The sequence below is a fragment of the Qipengyuania vulgaris genome (assembly GCF_009827325.1).
Taxonomy (GTDB): domain Bacteria; phylum Pseudomonadota; class Alphaproteobacteria; order Sphingomonadales; family Sphingomonadaceae; genus Qipengyuania; species Qipengyuania vulgaris.
Genome location: NZ_WTYC01000005.1, coordinates 1 through 26,177 on the forward strand (window position 1 = coordinate 1; position 26,177 = coordinate 26,177).

General features: G+C 55.6%; 24 protein-coding genes and 1 tRNA gene. 13 read left to right on the forward strand and 12 right to left on the reverse strand.

Translation table 11 applies throughout. The features are described from left to right. Positions 1–805 (forward strand): helix-turn-helix transcriptional regulator (locus GRI69_RS15765; protein WP_237453054.1); only part of this gene is annotated, 805 nt, incomplete at its 5' end. On the opposite strand, the gene GRI69_RS10185 is transcribed toward GRI69_RS15765, so the two are convergent. Then, positions 802–2,115, reverse strand: a complete 1,314-nt coding sequence (locus GRI69_RS10185; protein ID WP_160728188.1) for a tyrosine-type recombinase/integrase — start codon at positions 2,113–2,115, stop codon at positions 802–804. The genes GRI69_RS15765 and GRI69_RS10185 overlap by 4 nt on opposite strands. A gap of 518 nt (positions 2,116–2,633) precedes the next feature. Here GRI69_RS10185 and GRI69_RS10190 point away from each other — a divergent pair. From GRI69_RS10190 to GRI69_RS16115, 3 genes are all read left to right on the forward strand, one after another. Further along, positions 2,634–4,892, forward strand: coding sequence for an EAL domain-containing protein (locus GRI69_RS10190; RefSeq protein WP_160728189.1), 2,259 nt, complete (start codon positions 2,634–2,636; stop codon positions 4,890–4,892). Positions 4,893–4,906: 14 nt separating this feature from the next. Further along, on the forward strand, positions 4,907–5,491 hold the full coding sequence (locus tag GRI69_RS10195; RefSeq protein ID WP_337191057.1) for a PilZ domain-containing protein: 585 nt from the start codon (positions 4,907–4,909) through the stop codon (positions 5,489–5,491). Positions 5,492–6,408: 917 nt separating this feature from the next. After that, complete coding sequence (locus GRI69_RS16115) at positions 6,409–6,690, forward strand: hypothetical protein (protein ID WP_237453055.1); 282 nt, start codon at positions 6,409–6,411, stop codon at positions 6,688–6,690. Between the two features lie 567 nt (positions 6,691–7,257). Here the strand turns inward: GRI69_RS16115 and GRI69_RS10205 are convergent. Then, the gene (locus GRI69_RS10205) at positions 7,258–8,373 is read right to left on the reverse strand and encodes a serine hydrolase (RefSeq protein ID WP_160728192.1); all 1,116 of its coding nucleotides are present in this window, start codon (positions 8,371–8,373) and stop codon (positions 7,258–7,260) included. Between the two features lie 261 nt (positions 8,374–8,634). Here GRI69_RS10205 and GRI69_RS10210 point away from each other — a divergent pair, with 261 nt between their 5' ends. Continuing rightward, positions 8,635–9,033 (forward strand): response regulator, encoded by a 399-nt coding sequence (locus GRI69_RS10210; RefSeq protein WP_160728193.1) that lies wholly within the window; start codon positions 8,635–8,637, stop codon positions 9,031–9,033. Positions 9,034–9,416: 383 nt separating this feature from the next. On the opposite strand, the gene GRI69_RS10215 is transcribed toward GRI69_RS10210, so the two are convergent. After that, complete coding sequence (locus GRI69_RS10215) at positions 9,417–10,481, reverse strand: class I SAM-dependent methyltransferase (protein WP_160728194.1); 1,065 nt, start codon at positions 10,479–10,481, stop codon at positions 9,417–9,419. Positions 10,482–10,511: 30 nt separating this feature from the next. Next, the gene (locus GRI69_RS10220) at positions 10,512–10,796 is read right to left on the reverse strand and encodes a nickel-binding protein (protein WP_160728195.1); all 285 of its coding nucleotides are present in this window, start codon (positions 10,794–10,796) and stop codon (positions 10,512–10,514) included. Positions 10,797–10,896: 100 nt separating this feature from the next. On the opposite strand from GRI69_RS10220, the gene GRI69_RS10225 reads away from it, so the two are divergent. Further along, positions 10,897–11,835, forward strand: a complete 939-nt coding sequence (locus GRI69_RS10225; protein WP_160728196.1) for a LysR substrate-binding domain-containing protein — start codon at positions 10,897–10,899, stop codon at positions 11,833–11,835. Between the two features lie 234 nt (positions 11,836–12,069). Here GRI69_RS10225 and GRI69_RS10230 read toward each other — a convergent pair whose 3' ends face one another. Next, positions 12,070–12,651 (reverse strand): recombinase family protein, encoded by a 582-nt coding sequence (locus GRI69_RS10230; protein WP_160728197.1) that lies wholly within the window; start codon positions 12,649–12,651, stop codon positions 12,070–12,072. Positions 12,652–13,078: 427 nt separating this feature from the next. Here GRI69_RS10230 and GRI69_RS10235 point away from each other — a divergent pair, with 427 nt between their 5' ends. From GRI69_RS10235 to GRI69_RS10245, 3 genes are read left to right on the forward strand one after another with little or no spacing between them, the layout of a single operon-like run. Further along, entirely contained in the window at positions 13,079–14,281 is a 1,203-nt protein-coding gene (locus GRI69_RS10235) for an SIR2 family protein (RefSeq protein ID WP_160728198.1), read from the forward strand. Further along, positions 14,271–14,867, forward strand: a complete 597-nt coding sequence (locus tag GRI69_RS10240) for a hypothetical protein (RefSeq protein WP_160728199.1) — start codon at positions 14,271–14,273, stop codon at positions 14,865–14,867. Before GRI69_RS10235 ends, GRI69_RS10240 begins: the two co-directional genes overlap by 11 nt. Then, positions 14,864–17,011 carry an AAA family ATPase gene (locus GRI69_RS10245; protein WP_160728200.1) on the forward strand — a complete coding sequence of 716 codons (2,148 nt, stop codon included), beginning with the start codon at positions 14,864–14,866 and terminating at the stop codon, positions 17,009–17,011. Before GRI69_RS10240 ends, GRI69_RS10245 begins: the two co-directional genes overlap by 4 nt. Positions 17,012–17,137: 126 nt before the next feature. On the opposite strand, the gene GRI69_RS10250 is transcribed toward GRI69_RS10245, so the two are convergent. Both GRI69_RS10250 and GRI69_RS10255 read right to left on the reverse strand, forming a co-directional pair. Continuing rightward, the gene (locus GRI69_RS10250; RefSeq protein WP_337191058.1) at positions 17,138–17,884 is read right to left on the reverse strand and encodes a thermonuclease family protein; all 747 of its coding nucleotides are present in this window, start codon (positions 17,882–17,884) and stop codon (positions 17,138–17,140) included. Between the two features lie 601 nt (positions 17,885–18,485). Further along, the gene (locus GRI69_RS10255; protein WP_237453056.1) at positions 18,486–19,187 is read right to left on the reverse strand and encodes a hypothetical protein; all 702 of its coding nucleotides are present in this window, start codon (positions 19,185–19,187) and stop codon (positions 18,486–18,488) included. A gap of 110 nt (positions 19,188–19,297) precedes the next feature. Here GRI69_RS10255 and GRI69_RS10260 point away from each other — a divergent pair, with 110 nt between their 5' ends. Then, on the forward strand, positions 19,298–19,612 hold the full coding sequence (locus tag GRI69_RS10260) for a helix-turn-helix domain-containing protein (protein WP_160728203.1): 315 nt from the start codon (positions 19,298–19,300) through the stop codon (positions 19,610–19,612). 57 nt (positions 19,613–19,669) lie between these two features. On the opposite strand, the gene GRI69_RS10265 is transcribed toward GRI69_RS10260, so the two are convergent. From GRI69_RS10265 to GRI69_RS10275, 3 genes are all read right to left on the reverse strand, one after another. After that, the gene (locus GRI69_RS10265) at positions 19,670–20,011 is read right to left on the reverse strand and encodes a DUF3768 domain-containing protein (protein ID WP_337191059.1); all 342 of its coding nucleotides are present in this window, start codon (positions 20,009–20,011) and stop codon (positions 19,670–19,672) included. Positions 20,012–20,016: 5 nt separating this feature from the next. Continuing rightward, complete coding sequence (locus GRI69_RS10270) at positions 20,017–20,634, reverse strand: hypothetical protein (protein WP_160728205.1); 618 nt, start codon at positions 20,632–20,634, stop codon at positions 20,017–20,019. Between the two features lie 149 nt (positions 20,635–20,783). Then, a complete protein-coding gene (locus GRI69_RS10275; RefSeq protein ID WP_160728206.1) occupies positions 20,784–21,110 on the reverse strand; it encodes a hypothetical protein in 327 nt (108 codons plus the stop codon). A gap of 786 nt (positions 21,111–21,896) precedes the next feature. Between GRI69_RS10275 and GRI69_RS10280 the strand changes: the two genes are divergently transcribed. From GRI69_RS10280 to GRI69_RS10290, 3 genes are read left to right on the forward strand one after another with little or no spacing between them, the layout of a single operon-like run. Then, complete coding sequence (locus GRI69_RS10280; protein WP_160728207.1) at positions 21,897–22,766, forward strand: hypothetical protein; 870 nt, start codon at positions 21,897–21,899, stop codon at positions 22,764–22,766. Positions 22,767–22,788: 22 nt separating this feature from the next. Continuing rightward, complete coding sequence (locus GRI69_RS10285) at positions 22,789–23,019, forward strand: hypothetical protein (RefSeq protein ID WP_160728208.1); 231 nt, start codon at positions 22,789–22,791, stop codon at positions 23,017–23,019. Beyond that, positions 23,016–24,647: a DUF927 domain-containing protein gene (locus GRI69_RS10290; RefSeq protein WP_160728209.1), complete on the forward strand. Its 1,632-nt coding sequence runs from the start codon at positions 23,016–23,018 to the stop codon at positions 24,645–24,647. Before GRI69_RS10285 ends, GRI69_RS10290 begins: the two co-directional genes overlap by 4 nt. Here GRI69_RS10290 and GRI69_RS10295 read toward each other — a convergent pair. Continuing rightward, the gene (locus GRI69_RS10295) at positions 24,644–25,825 is read right to left on the reverse strand and encodes a tyrosine-type recombinase/integrase (protein ID WP_160728210.1); all 1,182 of its coding nucleotides are present in this window, start codon (positions 25,823–25,825) and stop codon (positions 24,644–24,646) included. The two genes, GRI69_RS10290 and GRI69_RS10295, sit on opposite strands and share 4 nt — an antisense overlap. A 182-nt stretch (positions 25,826–26,007) precedes the next feature. Next, a tRNA-Ser gene (locus GRI69_RS10300) sits at positions 26,008–26,097 on the reverse strand. Positions 26,098–26,177 lie beyond the last annotated feature (80 nt).

Genomic DNA, 26,177 nt, shown 5'->3' on the forward strand with positions numbered 1-26,177 from the left:
TTCGCAGGCTGCTAACTATTCCTCGATGACCAACTCGATTTCTCCTTGGTCTCCCTATGTGGGGCGCACTTCGATGGTGTCGGCGGGGCGAAAAACGCTCACTTCGGCGTTTGCCGACCTTGTCGTTTCTCGTCAGGGGTTCCAGTCCTACGAATTACCCGATATCTTCTCTGCTCCTGTGGATGAAGGTGAGAACGACGCGGCGCGCGATCTCGTCCGGCTCGAGGCCGAGCATCTGTCTCGCATGTTTGCGAACGGCCGCCTTACCAGTTTTGCACGCCCACTGGGCGGCGGTGAGGTTACCACTATCGCATCTGAGTTTTGGGAACTCGACGATCCGTTGCCGCGCTTCGCAACCGGTGTGTTGAATCTAGAACAATGGGCTGACGAAGGTGCCGAACCAACCCATCGCATCTTCGTCGATGGTCAGCAGTTCGATGGTTGGCTCGCAAGCCTCAAGCCACTCGGACCGCTGTCCAACCGGCAGGTCGAGGAAATCGTCGACCCGCAATTGCGCGCGACAAGGTCTGTTGCCAGACGGAGCGCACAGTGTGGGTTCGGCCAAGCCGACGGGGTAGTGGATGGGCATCAGCATGAGATGTCCACCCCGCCCGGGGTCGGTCCCGAATTTCTCACGGTAAAAGAAGTCAGCACGCTTGTCGGTCGTAGCCGGTCCTCAATCTACGAGGATGAGAAGAAGGGACAATTCCCCGAGCGCGTAAAAATTGGAGCCAGTTCTCGCTGGGCGAAATCCGAAGTGCTTGCCTGGATCGCTGAACAGGCGACAAAGCGCGGCGAAGGCTAGCGTCGCTTGCGTCTGGGGCTATCGACGACCTCTTCGGGCGGTATCGCTCCTTCCATAATCATGTCAGCCCAGCGTTGGGCGAGTTCGCGGCGGCGCGGTTTGTACGCAGCGCGATTATACCGCAGTTCGCTTGCACTCATTCCCTTGGGGGTGTGCGCGAGCATCAGATCGATGATCATGCGATCGGCCAAGAGCCGCACATCGTTGCCTAGTTCCCGCTCAGCCTGTTCGTTCATGATGGTCGAGAAACTGGAGCGCCAGCCATGTGGCACGTGTCGACCCTTGTAGCCTTCGCGATTGTACAGATAGCCGATGGCATTCTCGCTGATTGGCTTGGTGCCTGAACGCGCGCCAGGAAAAGCAAATGACGAGCGTCCCGTGAGCCAGCGCACAGCGCGTAGAGCGTCGACGGCCTGCTTGGAAAGCGGGATCGGATGGCTGAAGGCTTCATCACTGCGCAGGTGGAGCTCCTGCTTGATCTTTTCCGCAGGAACCGTCCACAATGCATCGCTGCTATCGGCTTCGGGATCAGCCCAGTCGATACCAGTGATGTCATTCCATTCCATGAAGCGCACCATGCCGGGACGTTGCGCCGTAAGTGCGAGTATCCTGGCTGCCAAGCGATTAACCGGTGAAGCCCCGGCCCGATCGATATCTGTCATGAATCCTCGTATCGCTTCGACAGACAGCAAGGCCGGATAGCGCTTTGCGGGAGGCAGTGGTCTCAACGCATCATTGATTGCGGTGGCGGGGTTCTCGAGCTTCGCGCCCTCGGCATTTGCATAGCGATAGACTGCGGCAACACGCTGTTTGAGTCGCCTTGCCGTCTCGATGGCACCACGATTTTCAACCTTGCGCAGGACGGCCAGGAGCAGCGGCTTGTCGATATCGGCCAACGGCATGGAGCCAAGATCGGGAAAGATGTCACGCTCGAGGCTGGTGATGACGTCGTTAGCGTGCACAGGCTTCCAGCGTCCCAATTGAAGCGCGTGCCATTCGCGGGCCACCACTTCGAAGGACTTTGACACCCCCTCGTCCCCGACGAGACGCCCGCGTTTCACAGCATGCCGAGGGTCCCGTCCTTCGCGAAGTATCTTCTTCGCCTCGTCACGTTTTTCACGTGCTTCGGCGAGAGAGACCTCAGGATATGTGCCCAAAGTGAGCAAGCGCTCCTTCTTTTCGAACCGATATTTATAGCGCCAGCTTATGTGCCCCTTGCCTGATATGTGCAGGTGAAGTCCGCGGCTATCGGTGAGCTTGTAGGCCTTGTCCCTCGCCGCTGCCGCGCGCGCAGCCTTATCCGTCAGCATCCGATACCCCCAATCCGCACTCACGTTACCCCCAATCTACCCCCGCATGCCCTCGGCTAGGGGTAAATTGGCATGGACAACATAGGAGACGGAAATAGCCGAATTGTAAAGGTTTTTGGGCGACTTTGGTGACGTCTGGACGGCCTCGAAAAGGCCGGTGGCGGAGAGGGAGGGAGCCAAATCAGCTATATTTTTCAGCTAGTTATCACTAGGTCAGTACGGCTAACACCACCTCAGCCATAAATTCGGCAATGGTCTGTCACGGATTAGTGTGGACAATATGGCCGGTCTGGAGGCTAGGTTCCACGTCGCCAAAGGGTCGGTAGTGGAAGGTCCGCTCTCCCCATAGACATCCCAAGAAGCGGACCTCTGTCCGGGCAACTAGACAAACCTGACCCAGGCCCTCTCCATAAAATGTACCGGAAAATCGGGCCACGGATCACGGGGCCGCCCGAAGTTAACCGCGAATTAAGTATGCGGTCTTTATTTGGTTTAATGCCAATGGAGGGGTCGCACCCGTGTCGACGATTTTAGAGAGTGAGACCGCGCGCCTTGCTGCGCTCCATGCTTTGCGCTTGCTCGATACGCCGCGGCAGGATTGCTTCGACAGAATAACCGAGCATTGCGCTCAGTTGTTCGGCTGTACTGTCGCTCTAATTACGCTCGTGGATGAGGACCGGCAGTGGTTTTTGTCCCGCAAGGGTCTCGACGTACATCAGACTCCGCGCAACCTCTCTTTATGCGCCCACGTCGTGCAGACCGGAGAGCGCTTGCTTGTCTCCGATGCGCGGAATGATGAACGTTTTAACGCAAACCCCCTTGTCGCCGCAGACGGGGGTGTACGTGCATACTTGGGTCAGCCCATCTCTAACTTTGATGGAACTATCATCGGAGCGCTCTGCGTGGCTGATCCGCGCCCGGGCCTTTTCGATGGGAAGCAGCATTCCCTACTGGCCAATCTGGGGAAAACTGTAGAGGACCTAATCGAGGCGCATCGCCAGCGCTTAGAGGCAGCCGAACTGAGCGGAAGCCTTGTCGAACGGTCGGACCGACTCGAGAAATCAAACCGAATCTTCAAACAGGCAGAGAAAACAGCCAAGATCGGCTCGTGGGAGCTAGACATCGAGACAGGCATCTTGGAGCATTCCGATGAAGCCTTGTCGATACTCGGAATTGCCAAGAGTGATTCACGGGAGATCGAGGCGGCCTTTGATCGATACGCCCCCGACGATCGAGCCCTAGTTAAGGAAGCCCTTGAAGCAATACTTGCGAGCAAAGGGACCGCTAGCATCGAAGCTGACATTCTCACCCCCGACGGACAAATAAAGCGCGCCAAGACGACGGGCGAATATCTGGCAGGAAATGATAACCAAGGGCCGCGCGTTGTTGGGATCATTCAGGACATAACCGAAGCGCAGCATGCGCGCATGGCGCTCCAGCGTGCGGCTGATTACGATGCATTGACCGGCCTTCACAACCGAAACGCCTTCGACCGGATCCTCGGTGAGAGAATTAAACTCTACCGCAAATCTCAGCAGGATTTCTTTGTGCTGATGCTCGATCTGGATGGCTTCAAGGACATTAATGACTGCTTTGGCCATTTGGTAGGCGATGTTGTGCTTGAGGAGATTAGCTCGCGTATCTCGAAAGCCGTCCCGACTGGCGCGATTGCCGCCCGCTGGGGAGGCGACGAGTTCGCCATCATTACTCCGCTAGGCACCACTCTCAAAGAAGCAAGAAACCTCGGCAAGGCGATGATTGCGGCAGTCGCAGATCAGGTTGAAATTTCCGGCCGACAGGTGGGCGTAAGTGCGACCTGCGGACTTGCGCAGAGCGCCGAAGATCTCAACGTTCGTGAATTGATGCGGCGGGCCGACCTCGCCCTCTATCATGGTAAGTCTCGCGAGCCCGGCCGCATTCATGACTATAATGAAAAGCTCGAACGCGCGAACCGGTTAAGGCAGGATGCAATCAGCCAGGTACGGACTGCGCTAGACGAAGATCGTATTTACGTGGGCTACCAACCCATTGTCCATCTTTCCACCAATGCCCTTGAGGGCCTGGAAGCCCTGATGCGACTGAACACCCGTTCGGGGGCCAAGCTTACAGCCACGCAGGTGTTGCCCGCGCTACTCGATCCCGTGCTGTCGCGCGACATTAGCGAACGTATGGTTGATCTTGTCTGCGGAGATTTTCCTCAAATCTGGGCCGGACAGCCCGGGGTCCAGTTCATCAGCATCAATGCTACCGAAGCAGACTTGCTGAGCCGAGAGTTCTCGGACCGCCTGTTAGGCGCCTTGCAGTCTCACTGCATACCTCCGCAAAACGTTACTCTTGAGATTACTGAGACGATGCTGCTGGTGAACGACAGCGCAGCGGTACAAAAAGTCCTGGAGAATCTTCGCCGAGCAGGTATGCAAATCGCGCTGGACGACTTCGGAACCGGCTTCTCTTCCCTTTCCCACCTCCGCGATTTTCCGATCGACAAGGTGAAGATCGATGGCAGCTTTGTTCAGAAAATGAGCTGCGACCATCAGACAAAACTGATTGTGCAGGCCCTGATCGGGATGGCAAAGAATCTTGGTATCGAGGTTATTGCTGAAGGCGTGGAGACGGAAGAGCAACGAGATCTCTTGTTAGAGATGGGCTGTTACTACGGTCAGGGATATCTGTTCAGCCCCGCTGAGACAGCCTGCCGCTTGAAGTTCCTCAAATATGGCGGCCGCAATCAAGGACTGGAGTCCCCTGAGTTGGCACTCGCGGGCGCCGCGCGTTGAAATAAGGGCATGCTGTGAGTAGCGATCAGCAACCTGCGCATATAGCGTCACAGCGCTCACATGAGCGGACACGGTTGTTTATCATCGTAAACCTTTCTTGCGCGTCGATGTCGGGCACTGTTCGCATACGGGATATGTCTGATTTCGGAGCGCGGATTGAGGCGGACACCTTGCCGCCCCTTGGGGAGCGGGTGAAGCTGCGCAAGGGCGAATTAAGCGCGACCGGCGCCATAGTTCGCCGCGTAGGCAATCAGGCGGGGGTGCATTTTGAGAGGCCCGTCAATGTTGTTGATTGGCTACCAAACAAGGCGCGATCGCAGTTGATGGTTGATATTGCCTTCGAGACAATCAAACCCCGCTTTGAAGGTGGACCCCCTACTGCCAACATTGCTGCAAACGCCCGCGCAGAAGCCAGCGCTCTGCCCTCCAGTCCAGCCACTCGTGACGAACTCGAAGGAATTGCCGATATGCTTGACGCATTGGCCGACACGATGAGTGAGGATCCAGTGATTATCGCGAGTTATCTCGACAAGCTGCAAGTGCTCGACATCGCGTCTCAGAAGCTGCGGAAGGTGGGACGCGACCTGGCTCAGCAGTAGCCAACAAAACAGAGATAGAGAGCAACATTCCATTGGTTCGGCGGCATGGCCATCACCATTGGAACCGTCATCCCGGTATGGCGAATTTGCCACTCTGCCGAACAAACTGTCTCTGAATGGAACAGTTTTGATCAAGCCCGTTGTTTCCTCGATAGGTCTGGCAAAAGGTAGTCCACATGCGAGATGAGCAAGAGGACGATAGGGAGTACCAACCGCGGCACGCGGGCGATAATCCGCTCTGGTTTGCGGTCACTCTTGTGGCGGCAACCTTTGGGTTGCTTCACCTTTTTGTTGCGTAACTCGATGAGTTCTAGTTGCCTCATTTTTGCGGCGGCCGTTACTAGATCTCCAGTCGGCTCTTCCTTTCCACGCGACCAGTAGCTCGCTCAAGGCGAACGAGAAAACTAATGCTGCAAGAATAGCCGCCAAGGCGATCCAGGTCATCACGAACCCTCCTAGAGTGCGGGGCAACGTCTTCGACTCGCATACACTTTTTTCGACCTAGAGACGAGTCGCAGACGCTCTGCCGGACGGGCCTCAACCATAAGCAGATGATTTAGCCGTTCAGGAACTCGAGTGCTCTACGGCTTTTCTCAATCGGTCCGCTTGAGCTTTTGCCTTGGCGATGGCGGGTTCGGAGCAATCTGCCTCGGCAAGATCATCGATCTGATCCGCGGCGCGTATGGCCAATTTCTGCAGAGCTAGTTTCTCCTGCTCAGCGTTCTCAAGATCATGCCGAACCTCGCGATCATCCCTTTCCATAACGTGCCGTCTCCATGCTCGGACCTAACGCTCGGTAGTTGATGATTAATTTTTCCGAGCGATCTATTTACGACATACTAAGGTCCTCGTTCCAGAAAATCCGGAGCATCGATTCAGAACTGCAAAAGCAGCGGTGCAATTTCGGGAGCAAGACCATGATATGCCGCCAGAAGGAGATGCCGAGACCCGTTTTCGAAAAGCTAAAGCGAAGTTATAGCGATACGTATCGCGCCCTTAAGGAGCCATCTGGAGCCGCATTGTTCGTCTACCGCAATTGCTCGGCCAATCCGGTCGTTATGCTGTCACAGAATTTCAGCGAGATTTTTGAAAGGCTTTCTACGGGTAACTGGGAAAGCATTTACGACCCGGACCTCTCCGAGTGCGAGTTCGTCGCAGGCGATGCGAGCCTGGCCGCGCAGATTGTCCAATCGGCCTAGAACTCCGAAGAATCTCGCACGATCTTGGTCTTGTTAATTGGGTATGCGACGGCCGCGGGTCAAAGAGGGTCGAGTTCTTCGGGAGGTTGCGGCCGCCGCACTCTGGTCATGTATGCTGAGGACCACCGGATGCAACCATGCAACCAATTGATACCGCAGTGCGGTGCCGGAAAAGTATAGCCGGAAGACAGATGTGACGGGGGGTCTGAACATCGGCCTTCCGGCTGCACGCCATTTCAGCGCACCTGATGAGAAAGGCCATTCATTCGTTTCGTTCCTTCGGGATTGAGGGGGGCAGCTGCCCGATCGGGCGGCACAGCGGTAATTCTTACAACGCCTTGATGCTATACCGCCCTACGACCGAGGGCCGGACAGTAACGCCCGAGAACATGTCTCACGTCTGCGGTCCGCGAGTCACCCGGCTACTTTGTAGTCGGCTTTTCGTTTGGAATGCAAATGGCAGACTTGTTCGCTATCAGTTGGTCCGTTTGTTCAGGCGGACACCACCGCACGGGCCACGGACGAAACCTCATAAACTGCAGCCGTTTCCTTACGACGAACCGATGCTCATCGAAGAAACTCTGCCAAAAACTTGGCTGCAATCGGGCTCTGCTCGATCTCGGCGCGAACAAGGCTGTTGTGCCACCACACTGCATCGGTGTTCGCCAGAACAATCAGAGTGAGCCTTTCCTCTGGCACTTTGAGATACATCGCGGAATATCGGTCCGGATCCCAGCCCGAGTGCCAAGCGAGCCTGTGTCCTTGCCAGTCCTGAACAAACCATCCCCACCGGTAGTCGCCTGCATCATTCTCCAGAGGCTTCTTGAATATTCTTTCTTGCCAGGCGGGCGACAGCAGCGTGCCGCTGGCTAGGGCCTGGTCGAACTGCGCAAGGTGGCGCACACTGCCCTTGATGCCAGCGGAAGCGCGAAAGTCATCGTCTGATATCGCTGTCCTGACCCGCTGGCCATCCTTGACCATGAACGGGAGGGCGAGAAGCCGTAACGCCGAACCCCCATCAGGATCGCGCCAACCCAGCGCAATGTTCCGAATATCTGCCCGATCCATCACCTGTTCGCGAACAATACGGCGAAGGTCTCTTCCTCCCGCGCCGGTTATCACGCGATCAATGCGGGCGAAGCTGATCGGGTTGTAAACGAAAGTACTTCCGTCGCCATTGGCGCGCATGCTGAGCATGTCGCGCAGGGTTACATCGCGTTCGCAGTTCATTGCGGGGATCAACGTACCATCGGCTTCTGCGCCGCCGCTCCCGAACAGGATTTCGCTTCGCGACAGCCATTCGCACGTTCCCGCCCAGCCCGCGTCCGCGCTCATCGAAATGTCGAAGTCCAATCCCTCGCGTTCAGCTTCGGCGATCAAAGCGGTCGCCACGATTGGCTTGGTTACAGAGGCAATCGAGAAGGTCGTATCCAGAGAGCTGGGTGTCTCGCCTTCGTCGTCGGACCAGCCATAGGCCTCCTCCCAGATCACCTTCCCGTCGCGCAGGATGGCAACAGAGACTGCCGGAATACCTTGCTCATTGCGGAAGGCTGCAAGATACTCATCGAAACTGGAAAGAGCGTCCCTCTCTTCGGCGCTACCGGGAGCAACAGACTGCGCTTGTGCCGGGTATCCCGCGATAACGAGGAACCAGAACGCAGTGGTGAGAAGTCTGAATTGCACCGATCAAAACTCCCGCCATCTTCGTTTGATTTAAGGACTAGCCGGAAGCAGAGTCAAATCTCCAAAGACCTCATGAGCCGCAACTCACTTCCAGCTTTGAACTTGATTGGACATTTGCTCGTGGCGACCCGCGCCCTTTTCTGGCCTGGGAACGGCTGACAGCTTTTTTCGTTAAGCGCTTTAACGCTGGGTCACAAAGCGCTGGAAGCCTGCCACAACCGCATGCGGCAGGCTTCTCTTTCAAGGTAAAACTGCAGTATTATGTCGCTTGCACTCATCATCGAAGATGAACTGGTGATCGCCTTTTCGATCGAAGGAGCACTCGGAGAATTAGGATACTCGTTCTGCGAAATCGCGACGAGCGTCGAAGAGGCCATAAGCGCAGCAGAAAGACGATGTCCGGACCTCATCGTCGCCGATCACAGGATAGTCGGCGGAACCGGAACCGAAGCAGTCTTGAGGATATGTGCTCACAAGACGATACCGGTTGTCTTCGTATCTGCTAGCGGCCCTGAGATTCGCGAGGTGCTTCCGGACGCACTTATTGTCGACAAGCCTTTCGCCATTTCTAGTCTGCAGGGCGCAATCGAAAAAGCTCTCGAACGGCCATTCCGCCATTCGCCTGGTCAAGAAGGTCCGGAGATGCCCGCGATCGAATAGCAGCATTATAGTCGCTCTTGAACTCGGTTAGCGATGAAGGGGTGGCCTACATCAGCTTTGGCATTGCCGGGAACCATCAATCTTTCGGTTACTTGAAAAAAGGTGTCTTTCCGAGACACACCCGGAGGCCTTCCACTCGACCCACCGTTCAAAACCGGGGGGCCTCCGGACTTCTCTGAAAGCTTCATTCCTTTCCTGATTGTTGCGGCGTTTTTCAGAAATCGACGAGCCCATCTCAAATATCTGGTAGGAAGAAGCAGAACGGTCGATCAGTTCGAGAGCGTTGGGCAATAATGGCGATAGGTCGGTTCCAGACCACCTGTTGAATGATCCAAACATCATTCAAGCCCACAAGGGGCCAACGTAAACGATGCAGGGTCAGCCTAGTGTCGCGCTTCCAGAACCATGTTGAACGGTCCCTCCGTTGCTCTTCGAACATTCGAAAAGCCTGCTTCAGTAAGGACTTCAGAGAGTTTGTCTTGACCAGCTTGCGCCCCGAGTGCCTCGCCCACATCCTGCGCCAGCGAGGTCGGTACACAAATCATGGTTGAAGCATTGTAGAATAGCCGGCTCACCGGACTGCCGATGTTCTCGCCAGGCTGGTCGCCAGCGATCGGTTCGACCAGCATCCAGGCCCCGTCGCTTTTGAGCAGATCATGCATGTGGCTTGCGCAACCCCGTGGATCCCCCATGTCGTGCAGGCAATCGAACATGGTAATCAGATCGAAGTCCCGCTCCGCTATGTCCTTGGCCGGAATAGCCTCGAAGCGGACCCGGTCGTTTAGTCCATGAGCCTTTGCATGTGCGTTCGCCTGCTCGATCGAGGGCGCGTGGAAATCATAGCCCACGAAGTGGCTGCGCGGGAACGCCTCGGCCATGATCAGGGTAGAAAATCCGACACCGCACCCGACGTCGGCGACTGCCGCCCCGGCTTCGAGACGAGGAAGCATCCCCTCGAGCGCAGGCAGCCAGGACTGGACGATGCCATTGACGTAACCCGGCCTGAAGAATGCACCGACGGCACAGAACAGGCAGTTCGCGCTGTCACCCCATGCGACGCCTTCGCCGGTCCGAAACCCGTGCTCGACCTTGGCCTCGCCCTCGATCATGGCGGCTGCCAGTTCGAACGCGCCTTCGAGATAAAGAGGACTGTCCTTCTCGGCGAATATCATGGCTTGTTCAGGCGACAGGCTGAAGCGTCCGCTCTCAGCGTCGAACATCACGTAACCGTTAGTGGCCTGGGCCATTGCCCATTCGCGCACGTAGCGCTCGGCGAGGTCGAGACGGCTCGCCAACTCCTCCGCTGTTGCCGGACCGTCTGTATGTAATGAAGAGAACAGCCCGAGCCGCAAGCCGATGCGAACCGTGGGTACACTAAAGGCGCCTCCAAGATCACCGAGCATTTTGCCGACGAGCTGGTCGAGTGTCTCTGGATTGACTTCGGGCATTGCTTTTCTCCTAGAAGACATTGCTGGTGTTCAATTGTTCGCAGTGATCGGATCGATGGTTTGTGAAACTTCGGTGACCTTAGAGACCGGGATGCCGCTAAGTTCGCCATGTCTGCGAATGGTTTCCTCAGAATCGGCAAGGTAGATGCAGAATGTCTTGTCTCCGGCGACGTAGCTGTGTTGCCACTGGATATTCGGACCCAGCTTCGTGATAGCTTGGTTGGATGCGCGCGCTGCTCCGCAAAGCTCGACAATGGACATGCCGCCGATGCCCGATATTTCGCGCTCTACGAGGTAGCGTTTCAGGTTGCTCACCGTCATTCTCCCGATGTGAAAGTGCAGTGTCGCTCCGAACGGTAACTGGCTCAATCTAAAGTTTGTGGAGAAAACTAAAGGTATCCCTTAGTATCTGCCGATGGAATCTCCCACTCACCTGAAATCACTGCAGGCAGTAGAGATGGCGCTGCGTATGGGTTCTATGACCAAAGCGGCGCAGGTTCTTTCGATCACACCCGCAGCGCTCGGACAGCGCGTCAAGGTATTAGAAGATTACTTGGGAATATCTCTATTTGGCCGCGGCAGGAGCGGCCTGATAGTCTCGGCCGAACTGGCTGCTGCCCTCCCACACCTCAAATTGGCTTTCGCCGAACTCGAAGAAGCTGCCCGGGAACTGGACCTGCAGAGAGGACAGGAGTTGCACATCGCCGCTCCATCAGACTTTGCCGAACTCTGGCTCAAACCGCGACTTGGCGAGTTCAGAAAGCTGCTTCCAAACATGCGAATTTGCTTAAACGGTGTCGGGGACGCGCCCATGCGGCTTGGCAAAGGCGATTGCACAATCGCGTATGGCCCCCCTCTCGCAAGCCAGAGTACCGAGGTGCTGATCAACGACTACGCGGTTCCGATTTGTTCTCGGGCCAATCTTGAGCGTACCGCTGCTCTCCCGGCGGCGACAAGGCTCGAGGGGTTCCCACTCCTGCACGTCGATTTCTACAAAGATGATCCCGCCCGGATATCTTGGGCTGAGTGGATCGCCCACAATCACGTCCAACGCACGGCTCCCGAGCGCGGCATTCGATTTCGCCGGATAATAGACACCTTGAACGCGGTCGCCGCGGACGCGGGATTGGCGTTATGCGGAATAGCACTGCTGGAGACAGAAATTGCCGCAGGTCGTATCAAGTTTCCGTGTGGGCTTGATGGCGGGATCTGGAGCTCATGGGGCTTCGTCGCCAGCTTCCCAGAAAGATCACAAGCCAGGCCTCTCGTTCGGCGGTTTCGAGAGTGGCTTGTTAGTGAAAGCATAGCCACAAGCACTTGGCTCGAAAGCGTAACCTCAAAACCCCGGCTGTAGGGCGCTTGAATAGGCAGTATTAGAAATCCTCCCTGCCGATCTTTGCAAACGTACCGGGCATGCCCGAAGAGTGATCCATCGCCCAAGAATGAATGCGTTCGCGTCGCAGATGTCGTCGGGATAAGTCCAGCGAAGCAGAATCCGATTTCGCAGAGGGGGTTTGGCCACAGCATCGGGTAGTCTGCTTTCGGCAGCGCAAAGAATACAAATGACCGAAATGAGGACGCATAGCGGTTAATGCGTTTCTCTTTGCTCCGCGCGTTGAATGGCAGATCGACTGACACCCATCTTTGCAGCGACAGTTGCCAATGAGCCACCTGCTTTGCGCATGGTAATTACTTCATCTACTTGCGCATTGGTTAGTGCACGCGGTCTGCCCAGCTTCTTTCCTTCAGCCTTAGCGCGCCGGAGTCCGGCCTGTGTGCGTTCGATTAATAGATCCCGCTCGAACTCGGCAACCGCGTTGATGACGGACATGGTCATCTTCCCCGCAGCGCTCGTCAGATCGACACCACCCAGTGCCAGGCAATGAACGCGGACATTCTCTTCGGCGAGCAGTTCTACCGTGCTGCGGACATCCATGGCATTGCGACCTAGGCGATCGAGCTTGGTGACGATCAGCACATCATCCCAGTCTAATCGCTCGACCATACGCTTGAACTCAGGCCGCTCCATCGCCGGGACGGAACCCGAGACTGTCTCGCAAAATGTGCGGCGAGCTTCGACATGGAAGCCAGCACCCTCGATTTCGGCAATCTGGTTTTCAGTCGTCTGCTCGATGGTGCTGACGCGGCAATATGCAAATATTCGCGACATTGCTTCTCTCCTCGTATCGAAAGTGTGTCACGAAACAAATTAGTGTATCGAAATGCGTCAGCCTATATTTGGAGCTTCATCTAACGCACTGCAGAGCTGGTTCGAAAACGCTCCTTTTAATTACGGCAGAATCTGACGGTGACTCGCCTACCAATACTTGAGATTATATACCGAGCAAATCGTGTTGATCTGGTTGCATTGGCACCGTAGCCTGAACAACTGAGCTATCTTTGAGGGGTGTTCACCTTTGACAATTCCAGCAGATTTGCTTCACGCAATAGCTGAACCCGGAGGAGGGCAGCTAGCTGTAGTTATTGGAGCTGGATGTTCGGTAGAAGCACCTACTGAAATGCCGCTAGCCGGACCGTTGGCATCTGAAACATGTAGAAAACTAGTAGCAGATGGAATCCTCGCGGAAGGAGAATGCGTGGACCCGTCCAACCTTTCGAAGCTTGCGACTCTCGTCTTCGAGAAGACGGGGGGCCAGGATGAGCTTATCCGACGCTTCCCAGTTAAGGAGATGCGAGCGGCTCGTCCCAATTCAGGCTATAAGCTTTTGGTGGCGCTGATGGTCGAGCGCGCTGTTTCCCACGTTTTGAGTCTTAACTTCGACCGAGCTGTCGAAAATGCGGCTATTCAGTTAGGCCAAGCTCTCAACGTTGTAACCGAACATAGCGGCCACGTGCCGATGACGCCTACTTTAATCTATCTTCACGGGAGCGCAGATTCGCCGCCGCGCGCATGGGTTTTACGGGAAGATACTATGACCGAGGGTTGGAAAGGCCAATGGGAAGAGGTCATAGCAAATCAAATCTTGAGTGCGCCGCGCATCCTTTTTGCCGGGCTTGGCTCTGCCGCTCCGGTCCTTGAGGCGTCAGTTTCCACAATTCAAAAAGCTATTGGAGATAGTAAGCAGATATTCCAGGCTGATTACGGCCCACTGGATAGCAACTTTCTCGCAAAGCAATTGGGGGTTACCGCCGAGCGATACATTCAGGGCAGCTGGAGCGAAGTTCTCAGCAAGCTGTCTGAAAGGCTTGTCTCTGAACAACTTGAAGCCTTAAGGGTAAATGGCCGATCTAACCTTCAAGAGAACGATTTCAGTGACATTGACCAGCAGCGCTTTTTGAATCATGTCGATAAGCTTGCCACTGTTTCACTCTTAGCTTTGGGCCGGATGCGCGCGTTCGCCCAGCTCGATGGGACTCATTATCGACGACATTCGGAGTTAGATGATCTTCAGGTCGCGGAGCCTCTAACAAGACTGGCACAAATTGCGGAAGAACTCGCGCTGCAGGTCCGTCCCACGGCGCACGGCTCTTGGCAAATCCTTCGCGATGGCCGTGTCGTAGGTAATGTAATGTTGGCGTCTGGAGGTGGTGTGCGTCGTTTCGCTGCGATTGAGCCGAGAGTTCGGCAGTTTTGCACCCAAGTAGCGGATGAGGTTCTACCGCCTGATGTAATTTTGATAGGTGGAATAATTGCGGAGACCGACTTTTCGCCCCCTTCCGACATCGTTGCAGACACAGTGGTAGACAGCCTGATAGACGGTCCATCTGGACCTCTTATCGTGTCCGCCAACGCCCCTGACATGCTAGCGCAAGTTGGAGAACTGCTAAATGTCGCCTAGCTTTCCCGCAAATCCGCTTTCAACTTCAGAGCTTCTCGCTGTAGCGAGCTCGCATCTGTCTGCGAATGGCTATCTGGTTGTGCGAGACTTGGATGTAGGTGCGCATTCTGGTGAGCGGGGCTTTGTGGCAGAGGACGATTTCGGTGTCGTTTCCGTCCTCGTATTCGACTCTTGGGCGCAACTCGAAAATGAATGGCGGGACGCTCAAGCTGACCTAGTAGAGTTACTCTCGGCGCGTTTATCACGCTCAGCACCCAAGGCTTGGGATGGATACCTTGTCCTCCTGTGCTCTGCTTACGCAGGGGATTCTAGCGCAGTTAATCAAATCGAGCGTGACACTACTAGGGTCCGAAAAATTGTAGCTACCGGAGAGAATCTGCAAACGATTAAAGATGTCGAGGCGGCGCTGGACCTACTTTTGCCGTTGAAGCTAATAGAAAGCACCACGTCCATGGCGGGCGTCCTTCAAATTCTCCCAACGCTCATTCCCGCCGTCGACTCCGATGCAATTTTAACCGTGGTGGATGCTTTTCAATCGGGCGAACCTCCTCTTGAGCGGCTCCATGCGTTTGGACGGTCGAAATGAGACTCAAACATATTTCGATTGAAGGTTTTCGCGCTTTCACAAACTATGTCGAACTAAATCTCGACGCGGACGTAATCGTTTTGCAGGGACCGAATGGTGTCGGCAAAACGTCACTTCTCGACGCTATCTTATGGTGTTTAACTGGGACCCTAGAGCGATTCAGTGAAGAAACTTCGCCAGCCTCCGTATATTCACGCGAAGGTTTCGCACGAGTTGCTTTGCTACTCTGGGACGGACAAAGCGAACTGGAAGTAATCCGGAGCGTCGGTTCAGAGAAGCGCTCCATTCGTGTCAGATGTGGTGATGAAGAATTCGAAGGCTCTCTCGCCGAACAAAAACTTCGAGAGTCACTTCTGCCACATTCGGATCAGCGCAGCGAAGGGCAACGTGCGTTGGACAGCGTTCTAACTCGCGGCATTTACCTTCAGCAGGACATGGTAAGACAATTCGTTGAGGAGGACAGTTCGACCCAGAGGTTCGCGCTTCTTAGTGAAGTTGTTGGGGCAGGTATTGTGATTGAAGTCCAGCAGTGGCTGGAGCGTAGTAGGAATTCATGGTCACGCACCAATACTGCGCGTCGTCGTGATGAGCTTGGGCCTCTCGAGAAGCGTCTGGCTCAGATAGATGAACAATTATCTAGGCTTTCGGAAAGCAGCATTGAGCAAGTCGAAGGTGTAGATGCGCGAGGTGTGGCGGAAAGTCTTCATAGGCGGTCGGTAACGCTCTTAGGCACCAAGACAATTGAGATATCATCCGCCCCGGAAAGTTCTTCGCAGCTAAGCCGTTTCCTAAAGGAACTTGGCGCGGAAAGGGCAAAAGCGGAACGCGAAGCGATCGTCGCAAGCAGTCTTTTGGAGCAGTCTCAAGAATCTTCAAATACTGACAAGTCCGAAGAAGATGGCGGTAGTGATCTTCAAGGTCAGGAGGCCAAACTCGAAGCGGAAATAGCACAATTAGAGAAAGATTTCGCTTTAGCTGCGAGAGAAGCGGCAGCAGAGCGAGAGCGTTTTGCTAATATAGCACAACGTTCGGAGCGACGTGCGGCGCTTGCGCGTCTCGCGCTTGATGAGCTTGGCTCACACTGTCCTGTTTGTAACCAAACCTACGACGACGAAATTACCCGTCGGCACCTTGAATCGATGATTGCGGACGCAAACGATATCGCGCATCAGGCAACATCGCCCAGCGACCTGCAGCGTATATCTCGGCTGCGAGAGGATGCGTCACAGAAGCTTCAGGAAATACGCAGCCTGATACGCCAACGCGAAGACGCTGTCCGAGAAGCTGAGGCGCGACGATCGATGTTCGATGCCAGACTCTTGGATGCAGGGATCGATCCTAAGAAAGATTTGGTCGAACAGCTCACTCAGCGCCGCGACAAAGCGATGGAGGTTATGACCGAACTCGACGGCCTGATAAGCGAAGGAGAAAACTTTTCGTTGAGGGTACTCCGCGTGGGCGAACAAAGGCGCCGTGAGGAGCTATCGCAAGAGCGCATGTCAGTCTCATCGCAAATTAGCGACCTTAGAAATACGTTTCAATCTTTGGATAAAACGCACGAGTTGGCTGGCGACATTATCAACGGGCTGCGTGGAGCCTCACTCGCAGTGACTCAAAGGCAGGTCGAGCAAATCGAACCTATATTCCAAAGGATTTACAGTCGTATTGATCCCCATCCAACCTTTCGGGTTACGCAATTGGCGGCGTCCTTGAAAAATGGGAAGGGGCAATTGAGCCTCGGTGTATCAGACCCCGACTTCGACAGCGATCCGAATGAGCCAGGTCCGTTGCTGAGTAGTTCGCAATTGAACTCTTATGCAGTGTCGCTTTTTCTTGCCATGAATCTTGCTCTACCGACCGTAAATTTCAATGTAACGATTTTAGATGACCCGCTCCAAAGCTTGGACAATCTAAACCTTCTGGGCCTTGTCGACGTTCTCCGTCGTTTTCGCGCACATCGTCAAATAATTGTCTCGACCCACGAAGAACGACTGGTCGGCTTATTGCAACGAAAGCTAAGGCCAGCCCGGGAAGGAGAGCGGATGATCACTGTTTTGTTTGAAGAGTGGCAGCGCGACGGACCCAAATTTAAATCTATTTACAGTCAATATGTTGACGAGGAACAGCGTGTTCTCGCCGCGTGACAGAGGACTACAACAAGGGAAGTGGATCAATGAGAGGCCGAGTGACGCCCTGACCACGTTCGAGCTAGAGACTCTGATACCAATTGATCTTCGTTCGATCGCCCTGAATCGAGACCTTCTTAGTGCTCACCGTCGTCCCCGGTATGGTTCGCAGGCTACCCCATCGTTGTCGCCATCCATATGCGCTCCATAACCTGGTTGTCCTCGATAAAGCGGCGTGGCTCCGGCAGCACGCGCCTCGTCGCAATTTCGATAGTAGACGCCTGACCCTTGAACGGCACTCAGAGCCGCGGCCCTATTGGCCTGCCGGAGTTCCGCTTGATGTTGCCTATCAGAACGGGCTTTCTGTTCTATCATCGCCTGACGCTTCTCAACAGAGCGTGAGTCCCCTGCGCGAAACTCAGACGGTTTTTGAAAATCCGAAGACCAAATGCCCACTCCTCGGCCGCGCGCCGCGTCCTCGGCAGAAACGTAAGCAGAGGAAAAATCCCGGAGAGCCACTGCATAACCTTGGCGAACCATCTGCTCGGCAAGATCGTGCCCACCCACGAGGCAGGTAGCGACGACCCGTCCATACTGATCAACTGTGCGCTGGGTGCAATTCACACTCCCTCGCTCGACCAACGCGGCCAGGGCACTGGATGCGTCGGCTCCACATGACCAAGCTTGGCCATCGCGGTCGCACGTTTGATGTTTCTCAACAGCATCAATCCCGAAAAGCCGGAAGCGGGTTGAACCGATCTCCAGACTGTCACCATCCACTGCCTGCGCTTTGCCGACATAGGTCTGAGCGGCGGCGGGCGTTGAGATCGACAGCCCTATGATCGCCATTGCCAGCAGTTTGACGCCGTTGATCCCTCCCGAGACTTGCACTGTGTTTCCCACCCCTTTGCCATTCGACTTATATGGTCTGCCACAAGGTTGCCACAGTCAATGGTTTCGCCGGTCGGGGAGGAACCTGCGTTCTACCTGTGACGTTTGCGCGCGCGCAATCGAGTCTAAGTGAGCGAAAACAAGAAGGGCAGCAGCGCACATGAGCATGTCAAAGGCGTAGCCACCTAACGATCATTTTCCTGCTTGGAACAATTGTGGAACAAGCCCGATGTTGATTCGGAGTTTGTCATGATCGTTTTGGATGCCCCCATGGTAGCTGCCTTCGCGGCCCTTCTTACAGCGTGTTCAGCGCTTGTCTGGTCATTGAGACGCAAGCCGTGAGCAGCAAACGGCTAGATGATATTGGTGACTTTCGGAGGCACGGATACACCCTGCGTGTCGATTGTCGGACATGCAACCGGGTCGCAGTTCTTAACCCAACGCGGTTGGTCCTGCTCTGCAACCAGAATGGCTGGTCCCGGCAAATGGCTTCTGTCGAAGCGAGGTTGCGATGCTCCAAATGCGGCTCGAAAGACGTGCGATGTGGTCCCGGCTTCGCAGTGCACGAGGCCCATCGCTATTAGACTTCGAAGAGCACCCGTCAGCAATCGTTCCACTGCCCACCTGCTCTACATAGCCCTTGGACGGCGAGTTCTGCCTCGGTGGCCTCGCGCTCCGCGCACGCTGCTTCCTGCCGGACATCGTCAAGGGCATTGTTGCATTCGAAATCGAACCTGCTCCAATCGAGCTTCAGTTGGTCAGTTGAACGCTCAGGCTCCTCGGTCGCACTGGCAATCGGAGAGCCTACAAGGGCGCCGGACTGGGTTTCATCGACAACTTCGGCCTCCTCAGCTTCAGCAGGTTCCGGCAGGGGTTCTCCGCCACCGCTGGTGAAGTCATCATACGGTGCCTGGGAAAAGCCCATCTGATCCATAGGATAACCACTGGCGACGTGGCGCTCCATTCGTGCACTGGTGCAGGTCGAAACTTCCAATTCGCGATGGCATTGGTCTGCCAAGGGAAAGAGGCATCCGTCGACAATACGCGTTTCGATCCCATACTGGTTAAGTCCAGTCGTTTGCGAGGCGAATAACCCGTTGTCGAATTCACGGTAGATGAAGGGCCTGAAGCCCACATAAGCACCTACCAAGTTTTTGCCATTGAGGTCGCCGCAAACCATATCGCCCACTTGCACGACATCCCGAAACTGAACGGCGGCAGGGTCAGGTTCTTGTCGCACCACGTTCTCCTTGGCACGCCCGATTGCACCTTGGTCGCTCACGGCTTTATCGACCTCATCCACGATGCGGTCGCAGGCACCAACTAAAAGGGCGCAGAACCCTAGGATTCCTGCCCTCAACCTTATGTTGTTCATAAATGTGCCGCCCCGGTTCGTTGCCGTGACATCCGACAATGCAACAACCGCTCGCACAGTTTCTGTGCGCCGGTCAAGTTCGCCGACAGCAGGGTATGGTCGGACAACGAACAACGCCGGGTCTTCGTGACGATCGCTATCGCTGGGTGCTTGATCGGCTGAAGTCGCGCCGCAAGGAATTGGGTATGACGCAGGAGCGCTTGGGCGAACTGCTCGGCATTCACCGCCAATATGTGTCTCGGGTGGAACTTGGTGAGCGTCGCCTAGATATCGTCGAGTTCGTCGACTTTGCTCGAGCTTTGAACCTCGATCCGTTGTTGATAGTCGAGGATATCGAACAGGCGTCAACCTAAGTGCGGCACTCCTCGTAAATGAGACTACGCCGTTCATGACGTGATGCGTCCCCTGACCTACCATTCGCATGTCAGCATAACGGTGAGAACGCGCTTGGTCTTTGCGGGATCGGCGGGGTCATCTGATCCATACCGCAGGTCGGACGAATAGTAGTCCAGCTTCCAAAATAGATTCTCGCCCCACAGTTTGAGATCACCGAAGTCCCGTTCGCCGTGCGGGTCGTTATCAGGATCGAACGCGTCATAGGCTGCAAGTGCCTCTGCCAGCTCTGGTGAGTTGAAGCCTGTGATGGCGAGGACGCCGCTCGTCACCATGATCGAGCCACCGGTTCCGGTTTTCCGGAGTTGGTCATTGAGGCGAGCGATGGCTTCTGCGCGTGGCACAGCGAGTTCCGCCACGGCGCTCATCCTCGCACCAGCTTGAGCAGCAGGTCGATTTCCGGCTTGGCGGCAATGCCGAGTTCTGTGGCTTCTCTGACCGGTGCCATGGCGTCTTGGAAATCATCAGTCGGAAGTGCCTTGGCCAGCAGGTCTGCATTGATGACGATGGGCAGATAAACCCGCTTGTTCGGGGTATCGATCTTGAACCCCTTCTTGCGGAGCTTCGATGTCAGTCCTTGATCGCCTTCCAGCTTGGCGAAGTATCCGGCAAGACCGTCCCGGAACATCAGTTCGAGGTTCAGTTCGGTCGGGCCTGCACCGAGGGCTGCGGCAAGCCAGGTGTGGTCAAGCTCGTCTCGGGCGAACTCGACGATCTCAAGCCATGCGTCGCCCCGGCCAATGCGTTTGGTGGGCTTCCAATCTGGATGGGACAGATACGCGCTCCAAGCGGTGTTCTCGACCACGAACGGCTCGGGTGCCGCGGCCTTCATTGAGATCATGATCATGCGCATCAGCCAGTCACTCAGGTGGCCGTCCGCTAGCCGGTAATCCTGCTCAAGCTGGGCGATGTTCTTGACGATGCGAGCTGCGATGGCGGGGTCTTTCGCCATGGCCAAGTTGCTCTGCTCTGCGGTGGACATATCCACGCTCCTTCCAGTTCGATGATGTCGGAATGACGATCGGCACGCTGCGTCTGCCGCCGAATACGGCCGACCATTGCTGCCGAATCGAAGTTTACTGGCGTGGTGTGCGGTGATCCATATTCGGAGCCGGTCCGCGCTTACTCTAGCTAAAAGGACCAATCCTCATCGTCGACGGTGACGAGCTGCTTGCGTGATCGTTCGTCGTTGTCGCCATTCTCAGACTCGTCGTCATCGTCTTCGGTCAAGGGCGGGAAAAGCGGGTTCGGATGATACATAAATCTCCGAGCCTCCTGATAGGAACTAATCCAGTCTGCCTCGCGAAAATCATACTCTCCGGCGGCTACTCTAGCCGAGATAATCTCGTATCCTCCGAGTTCATCGATAAAGGCATTAACTAGTTGAGGCCGGATCTCATGCTCGAAGGCGTAATTGAGCTCAACGGACATCCGGGACATGGTCGTGTCGTCGAACAAGAATTTCGGTCTCTTGAAGCCTGTCTTGGGCGGTTTCCCAAGTAAGGCTCCTCGAACCAACCGCACGGCCCAATCGACAGCTGAGTTTTGTCGGGGCCGATGGACGATCCCCCACTTATCGTCTCGCTTAATGACCCATTGTCCCATTGTGATGATGGAGCCTCCGTCATCAGCGTCGCAGGCTAGTGTGTAGATTTCTCGTTTGAGGATATTGGCTGTCCTAAATCTCGGAGCTTCAGGTATTCTTTTAGTCTGCCTAATCGCGGTCGTCTTAGACGTTGGCGGTGAGCCAGAATCGGCATCGTTGTAGGTCTTCGCGATTCTACGAGCTTCAGACCGCAAACTCTTACGCGCCCTCTGCCTCTTCTGTGTCGTCGCGCTCTGCGGGTTTCTGATGTCTCTCATCATCCCCAATTAGATCAATTGCGAAATTTCGCAAATATACCCGAGAGAGATACTTGGATGTGTATTATCTGGTTGCTCCCTCTCGCTGGCAACTCCGCTCGGCGGGACTTTTGGAGCAAGTCAAATGACCAAGAAAAAGTCAGATTTTATCGAGATAGTCACTAGCCGCAGATCAGTGCGGACCAGCCGTTCAAAGCGTTTGACAAGGCTGCTAAACGACCCGCCTCTCTTAGTTAGCGTGAAAGATGCGCAAGGCCTCGTGGGGTATAAGCGCAGCAAGCTATTTTCGATGCTCGCAGACGGAACGCTTCAACGCGTAAAGTCCGGAAAGTCCACACGTGTCACGATGAAGAGCATCATGGCTTTTGTGGAGGGCAAGTGATGGCTGGCCTCAACATCGCGGATATTCCGCTACCGCCATATGACTATCGGATCGATCTGCTCTCCCAGAGTGGAACAGAGGATATTCGATTTGAAAGTCTTGAAGACAGCAAGGCTGAAGACTTGCGAAGGGCTCAAGGCCTCAAGCGGACAATGGAACGGTTCCCGGAAGCTTTAGAGCAGCAGCACGCCCTCGGGTTGATGTTACGTCTTGGAGCAAGTTATGCTGGCGAGGGCTACAGGACCTTAGCATCCAGCGTCTATATGCGTGACCTGCGATTGAGGAACTGTGGTGCGCTCTGGCAGCTGATGGACGAGGACGAGAACCCAGCAACGGGAACACTTGTCCGCCCGGGTTCGAAGATGCCTGCCGGGGGGCTCCAAAACCTTGTCCCTCGATGCTCGCGCGAGAGTCTGCGAACGGATCTCAATCGTGCAGGAGCAGCCGACACTGACGGTTGGTTTTATGCCTTTCTGCACGGGGAGTTCATCCCGAACCACGGGCAGTATCTTCCCCATTGGCACTTCGCCTGCAGCGACTCTTTCCGTCCGGTGATTGATAGGCTGCGCGAGCAGTCTGCGTATCAACCTGTAGAAGGCGGACAGGTCCATCGCCCGGTCTGGATGACGCGTGCTCCTCTGACCAATATGCCGAAACCCATCACTTATGTGATGCAGGCGTATTGGCCCTCCCGGGCCTATTTCCTGGATGCTGACGGGAAGGAACGCCGTGTCCGGACGAAGCGGGCAATCCCCGAACCGTATCACTCTCAGTGGATGCTCTGGATGGACCGCTGGGAACCCAAGGATCTCGCACTCCTCATGGGTCTACGTGTCACCCGCGAAGGTCTGATCCGGACGAAGGGGTAATCTGTACACGAGTCCAAGCCCCATGGTGCTCGTAGATGCGTCTGCGGGTGCTGTGGGGCCCTTGGATTGGTGGGTTCTGGGGAAGATTGGTGACAACACTGCACGTCTCTTCCCGACGCTGATTCACCTTCCACCAAATCATCATAACTTCACGCTCTCCGCCGGTGAAATCGGTGAAAACCATACTGATCCCTCGCCACCCTATTCCGAAGTTTTCACCGATTTCACCGCCAATCTGGAGATTCCAAGATGAGCAAATCTGATACAATAGACCGCATACGTCTCACCCTCGCCAAAGGACGTTCTGGTTCAGTCGCCGGCTTCCGTTCGCTGGGAGGAACCGAGTTCTTTGAAATCGAATATGGTGGAGCAGCGGGACACGTCCCGCGTTTGATGTTCCTGGATCAACAACCAGCAGCCAAGATCCTTCTCGCCCGTCAAAAAGTAGTGGTGATGTCGAAGAAGGATTGGACGGAAGTCATAAAGGGTATTGAGGACATCGATGAATTTCCTCCGAGGCCCATCGTTGACCGATTGGGTTGGACCGACGAATATTTCGCCCTGCGTGATGGCAAGGTATTCTCACCTGCACGGCAGCCCAAGGCACAGCTCGTTTCCAGCACCGCGAACGAAGGTGATGCGAAATCAGGAACCTTCGCCCGTTGGAGGAAGGAGATCGCTGAGCCCTTAACGGGCCAGTCCCTGCCCATGGTGGCGGTGCTTGCGGCGATGGCTGCTCCCCTGCTTCGGTATTCGGGCCTCACCCATAATCCAGGTCTCGAGCTTTGCGGTCCGAGGGGAAAAGGGAAAACGCTTCTTTTACGCCTAGCGATTTCGGTCGCGGACAACCCGAACAAACTGCCTACCTTCGACGCCACCCGAATTGGTCTGAGCAAAATCTCCGAGCGCTACGAGGATCGTATCTTTCCGGTCGACGAAGGAAGCCACGTAGACCGTAACGACGGGCATTTCTTTCAATCCCTCGTCTTTGGCATGGCATCGGGCACGAGCCGGGTCACAGCATTCCAAACCGAAATCCATGAGAGTCGCTTCATTCTGATGACGACCGCCAATCGGTCCTATCACGAGAGCCTGTCGCATCTAGACCACGAGACGCGGGCTGCAGCGCTTGATCGTCTCCTTCCGCTCTCGGTCGATCCGGACAACGAATTAGGCGTCTTTGACTTCCTGCCCGAAGGCTTCGCCACCTCCGGCGAATTCGCTCGATATCTGGAGCAGGGAATGAACGCATTGTTCGGCGTTGCAATTCGCCGCTTGTTGCATTCGATCGTCAATACCAAGGCGAAGGACACCGTCTCATTCGCGGCAAGTCTGGGTGCGGATATCCACGCGTTCGAAACTGCGGTAGGTGTGGCGAGCAGCCCGCAAGGCCGCACAAGACCATCTTCATCTTTCGGCCTCTTCTATGCTGCTGGGGCCTTCGCACAGCGCCGCGGGGTTTTGCCCGAAACATGGGATTGTTTGGCCGCCTGTGTCGCCGCCTATCGAAATTATCAGGCTCAATTGCCCGAATGCACACCCCTAGCAGCCCGCCTGATGATGATCGCCGATCGTCCGCAAACGCTAGATTTGCGCGACACTGAGCCGCCTCGGTTGCCTGATGAGGAGTTCAAGGCTCACGGTGCCTTCCTGAAGCGCGGAAAAAATGGGCGCACCGAATTGCTCGTCACGGATGACGTAGTTGATCGCTATTTCCCCGACTGGCGCTCCCTCTCGGGCTCGACCGAATTCAAGAGTCTAAATCTTCGTGACCGCGATCACCGCACCAAGCAACGGCAGGTGAGAAAAGGTCACAAGAAGGAGCGGCTTGTTTGCTTCGTCCTCCCCACGGACATGGTCAAACAGATCGACGCGGATTAGGCTCCCTGATTGTCGCAGTAGCTGGCCCAAGCTGTCATCAACTCTCGCCGCTTGTCGAGTGCACGACCCCGGCGATATGCACGCTCAGTTGCCGAGCCGACCGCATGGGCCAGCGCCATTTCGACCACATCTCGAGGGAACTCGGTCGTATCGCCCGCCCAGTCACGAAACGCACTCCGCATACCGTGGACTGTAACGTCGCGTCCCATCCGCTTCAGGACGGCACTGAGCGACATATCGGAGAGTGACCGACCACTTGGGGCAGCGAACACAACGTCTTTTCCCTCCAGACCTTCTTCGCGCACAGCCTGTAAGACAGATATTGCTGCCTCACTGAGAGGTACGACGTGGGTCTCGCTCGCTTTCATCCTCACCGCCGGGACTGACCACAGTTTCGCGTCTAGATCGACTTCACCCCAGGTCATACCGCGCACTTCGCCCGATCGTGCAGCCGTCAAAATGGTAAACTCCAGGGCTTTGGCCGCCATGCCTTCGCGCTTGCGAAGGGCCGCCATAAACGTGGGCATCTCAGCATAGGGAAGCGCGGCATGATGTTTCACGGACGCCTTGCTGCGTTTTGGCAACAAGTGTTCGAGGTGACCGCGCATACGAGCCGGGTTCTCGCCGGTTCGCAGTCCCTTGGCCTTGGCGGCATCAAGGACCTTTTCGATGCGGCCGCGCACTCTAGAAGCGGTCTCCTGCTTTTTCCCCCATATAGGCCGGACGCAGCGAAGAACATCATCGGTATCGACCTCAGCAATCGGAACTTTCGCAATCGGCTTGCCGTAGGTCTCCAGCGTATTGCGCCACTGCTGGCGATGTTTTGGATTTCGAAAGCCGCTCTCGATGTCGGCGACATACTGCTTGGCGAACTTCCCAAAACTCACCTGAGCCGCATTTTCCTCGCTCGCCCTCTTTCGCAAGATTCTCGGATCACGACCCTCAAGAGCTAGCTGACGCACCTCTGTCGCTTTCTCCCGAGCTTTGGCGAGCGAAACGTCTAGTGCAGACCCAAGGCCCAACTCGAAGCGTTCACCATTTACGGTTCCGATGAAGATCCATGAGCGCCCAGATTTGCGAATCCGGAGATAGAGCCCGCCACCGTCGGAGTGAACGCCTATCTTCTTGAGGTGTTCGACCTGTTTTACGTTGAGCTTGTTACGCGCGCGCGAGGACATGATTTCGCGACTTTAGCTGACACCAGTGTGCTGGCAAGCCATAAGTTCAGCCATAGTTGTGGCGCTGGTCTGGCGCGTTATGGTATGGACTTGCGTGAACGACAAATCGCCGAAAATCCACGGCATTCGGCCATTCGTCCGTGTCCGTATCGGTTCATAACGATGCATAGAAATCTGGCATCTGGCGGAGAGGGAGGGATTCGAACCCTCGATACGGTTGCCCGTATACCGCATTTCGAGTGCGGCGCATTCGACCACTCTGCCACCTCTCCGCATGCAGGGTGCGCTTGAATGGGCCTGGACCCGGGTCGAAGCGAGCGCGCCCATTAGCTGCAGGCACGACCCTTGCCAA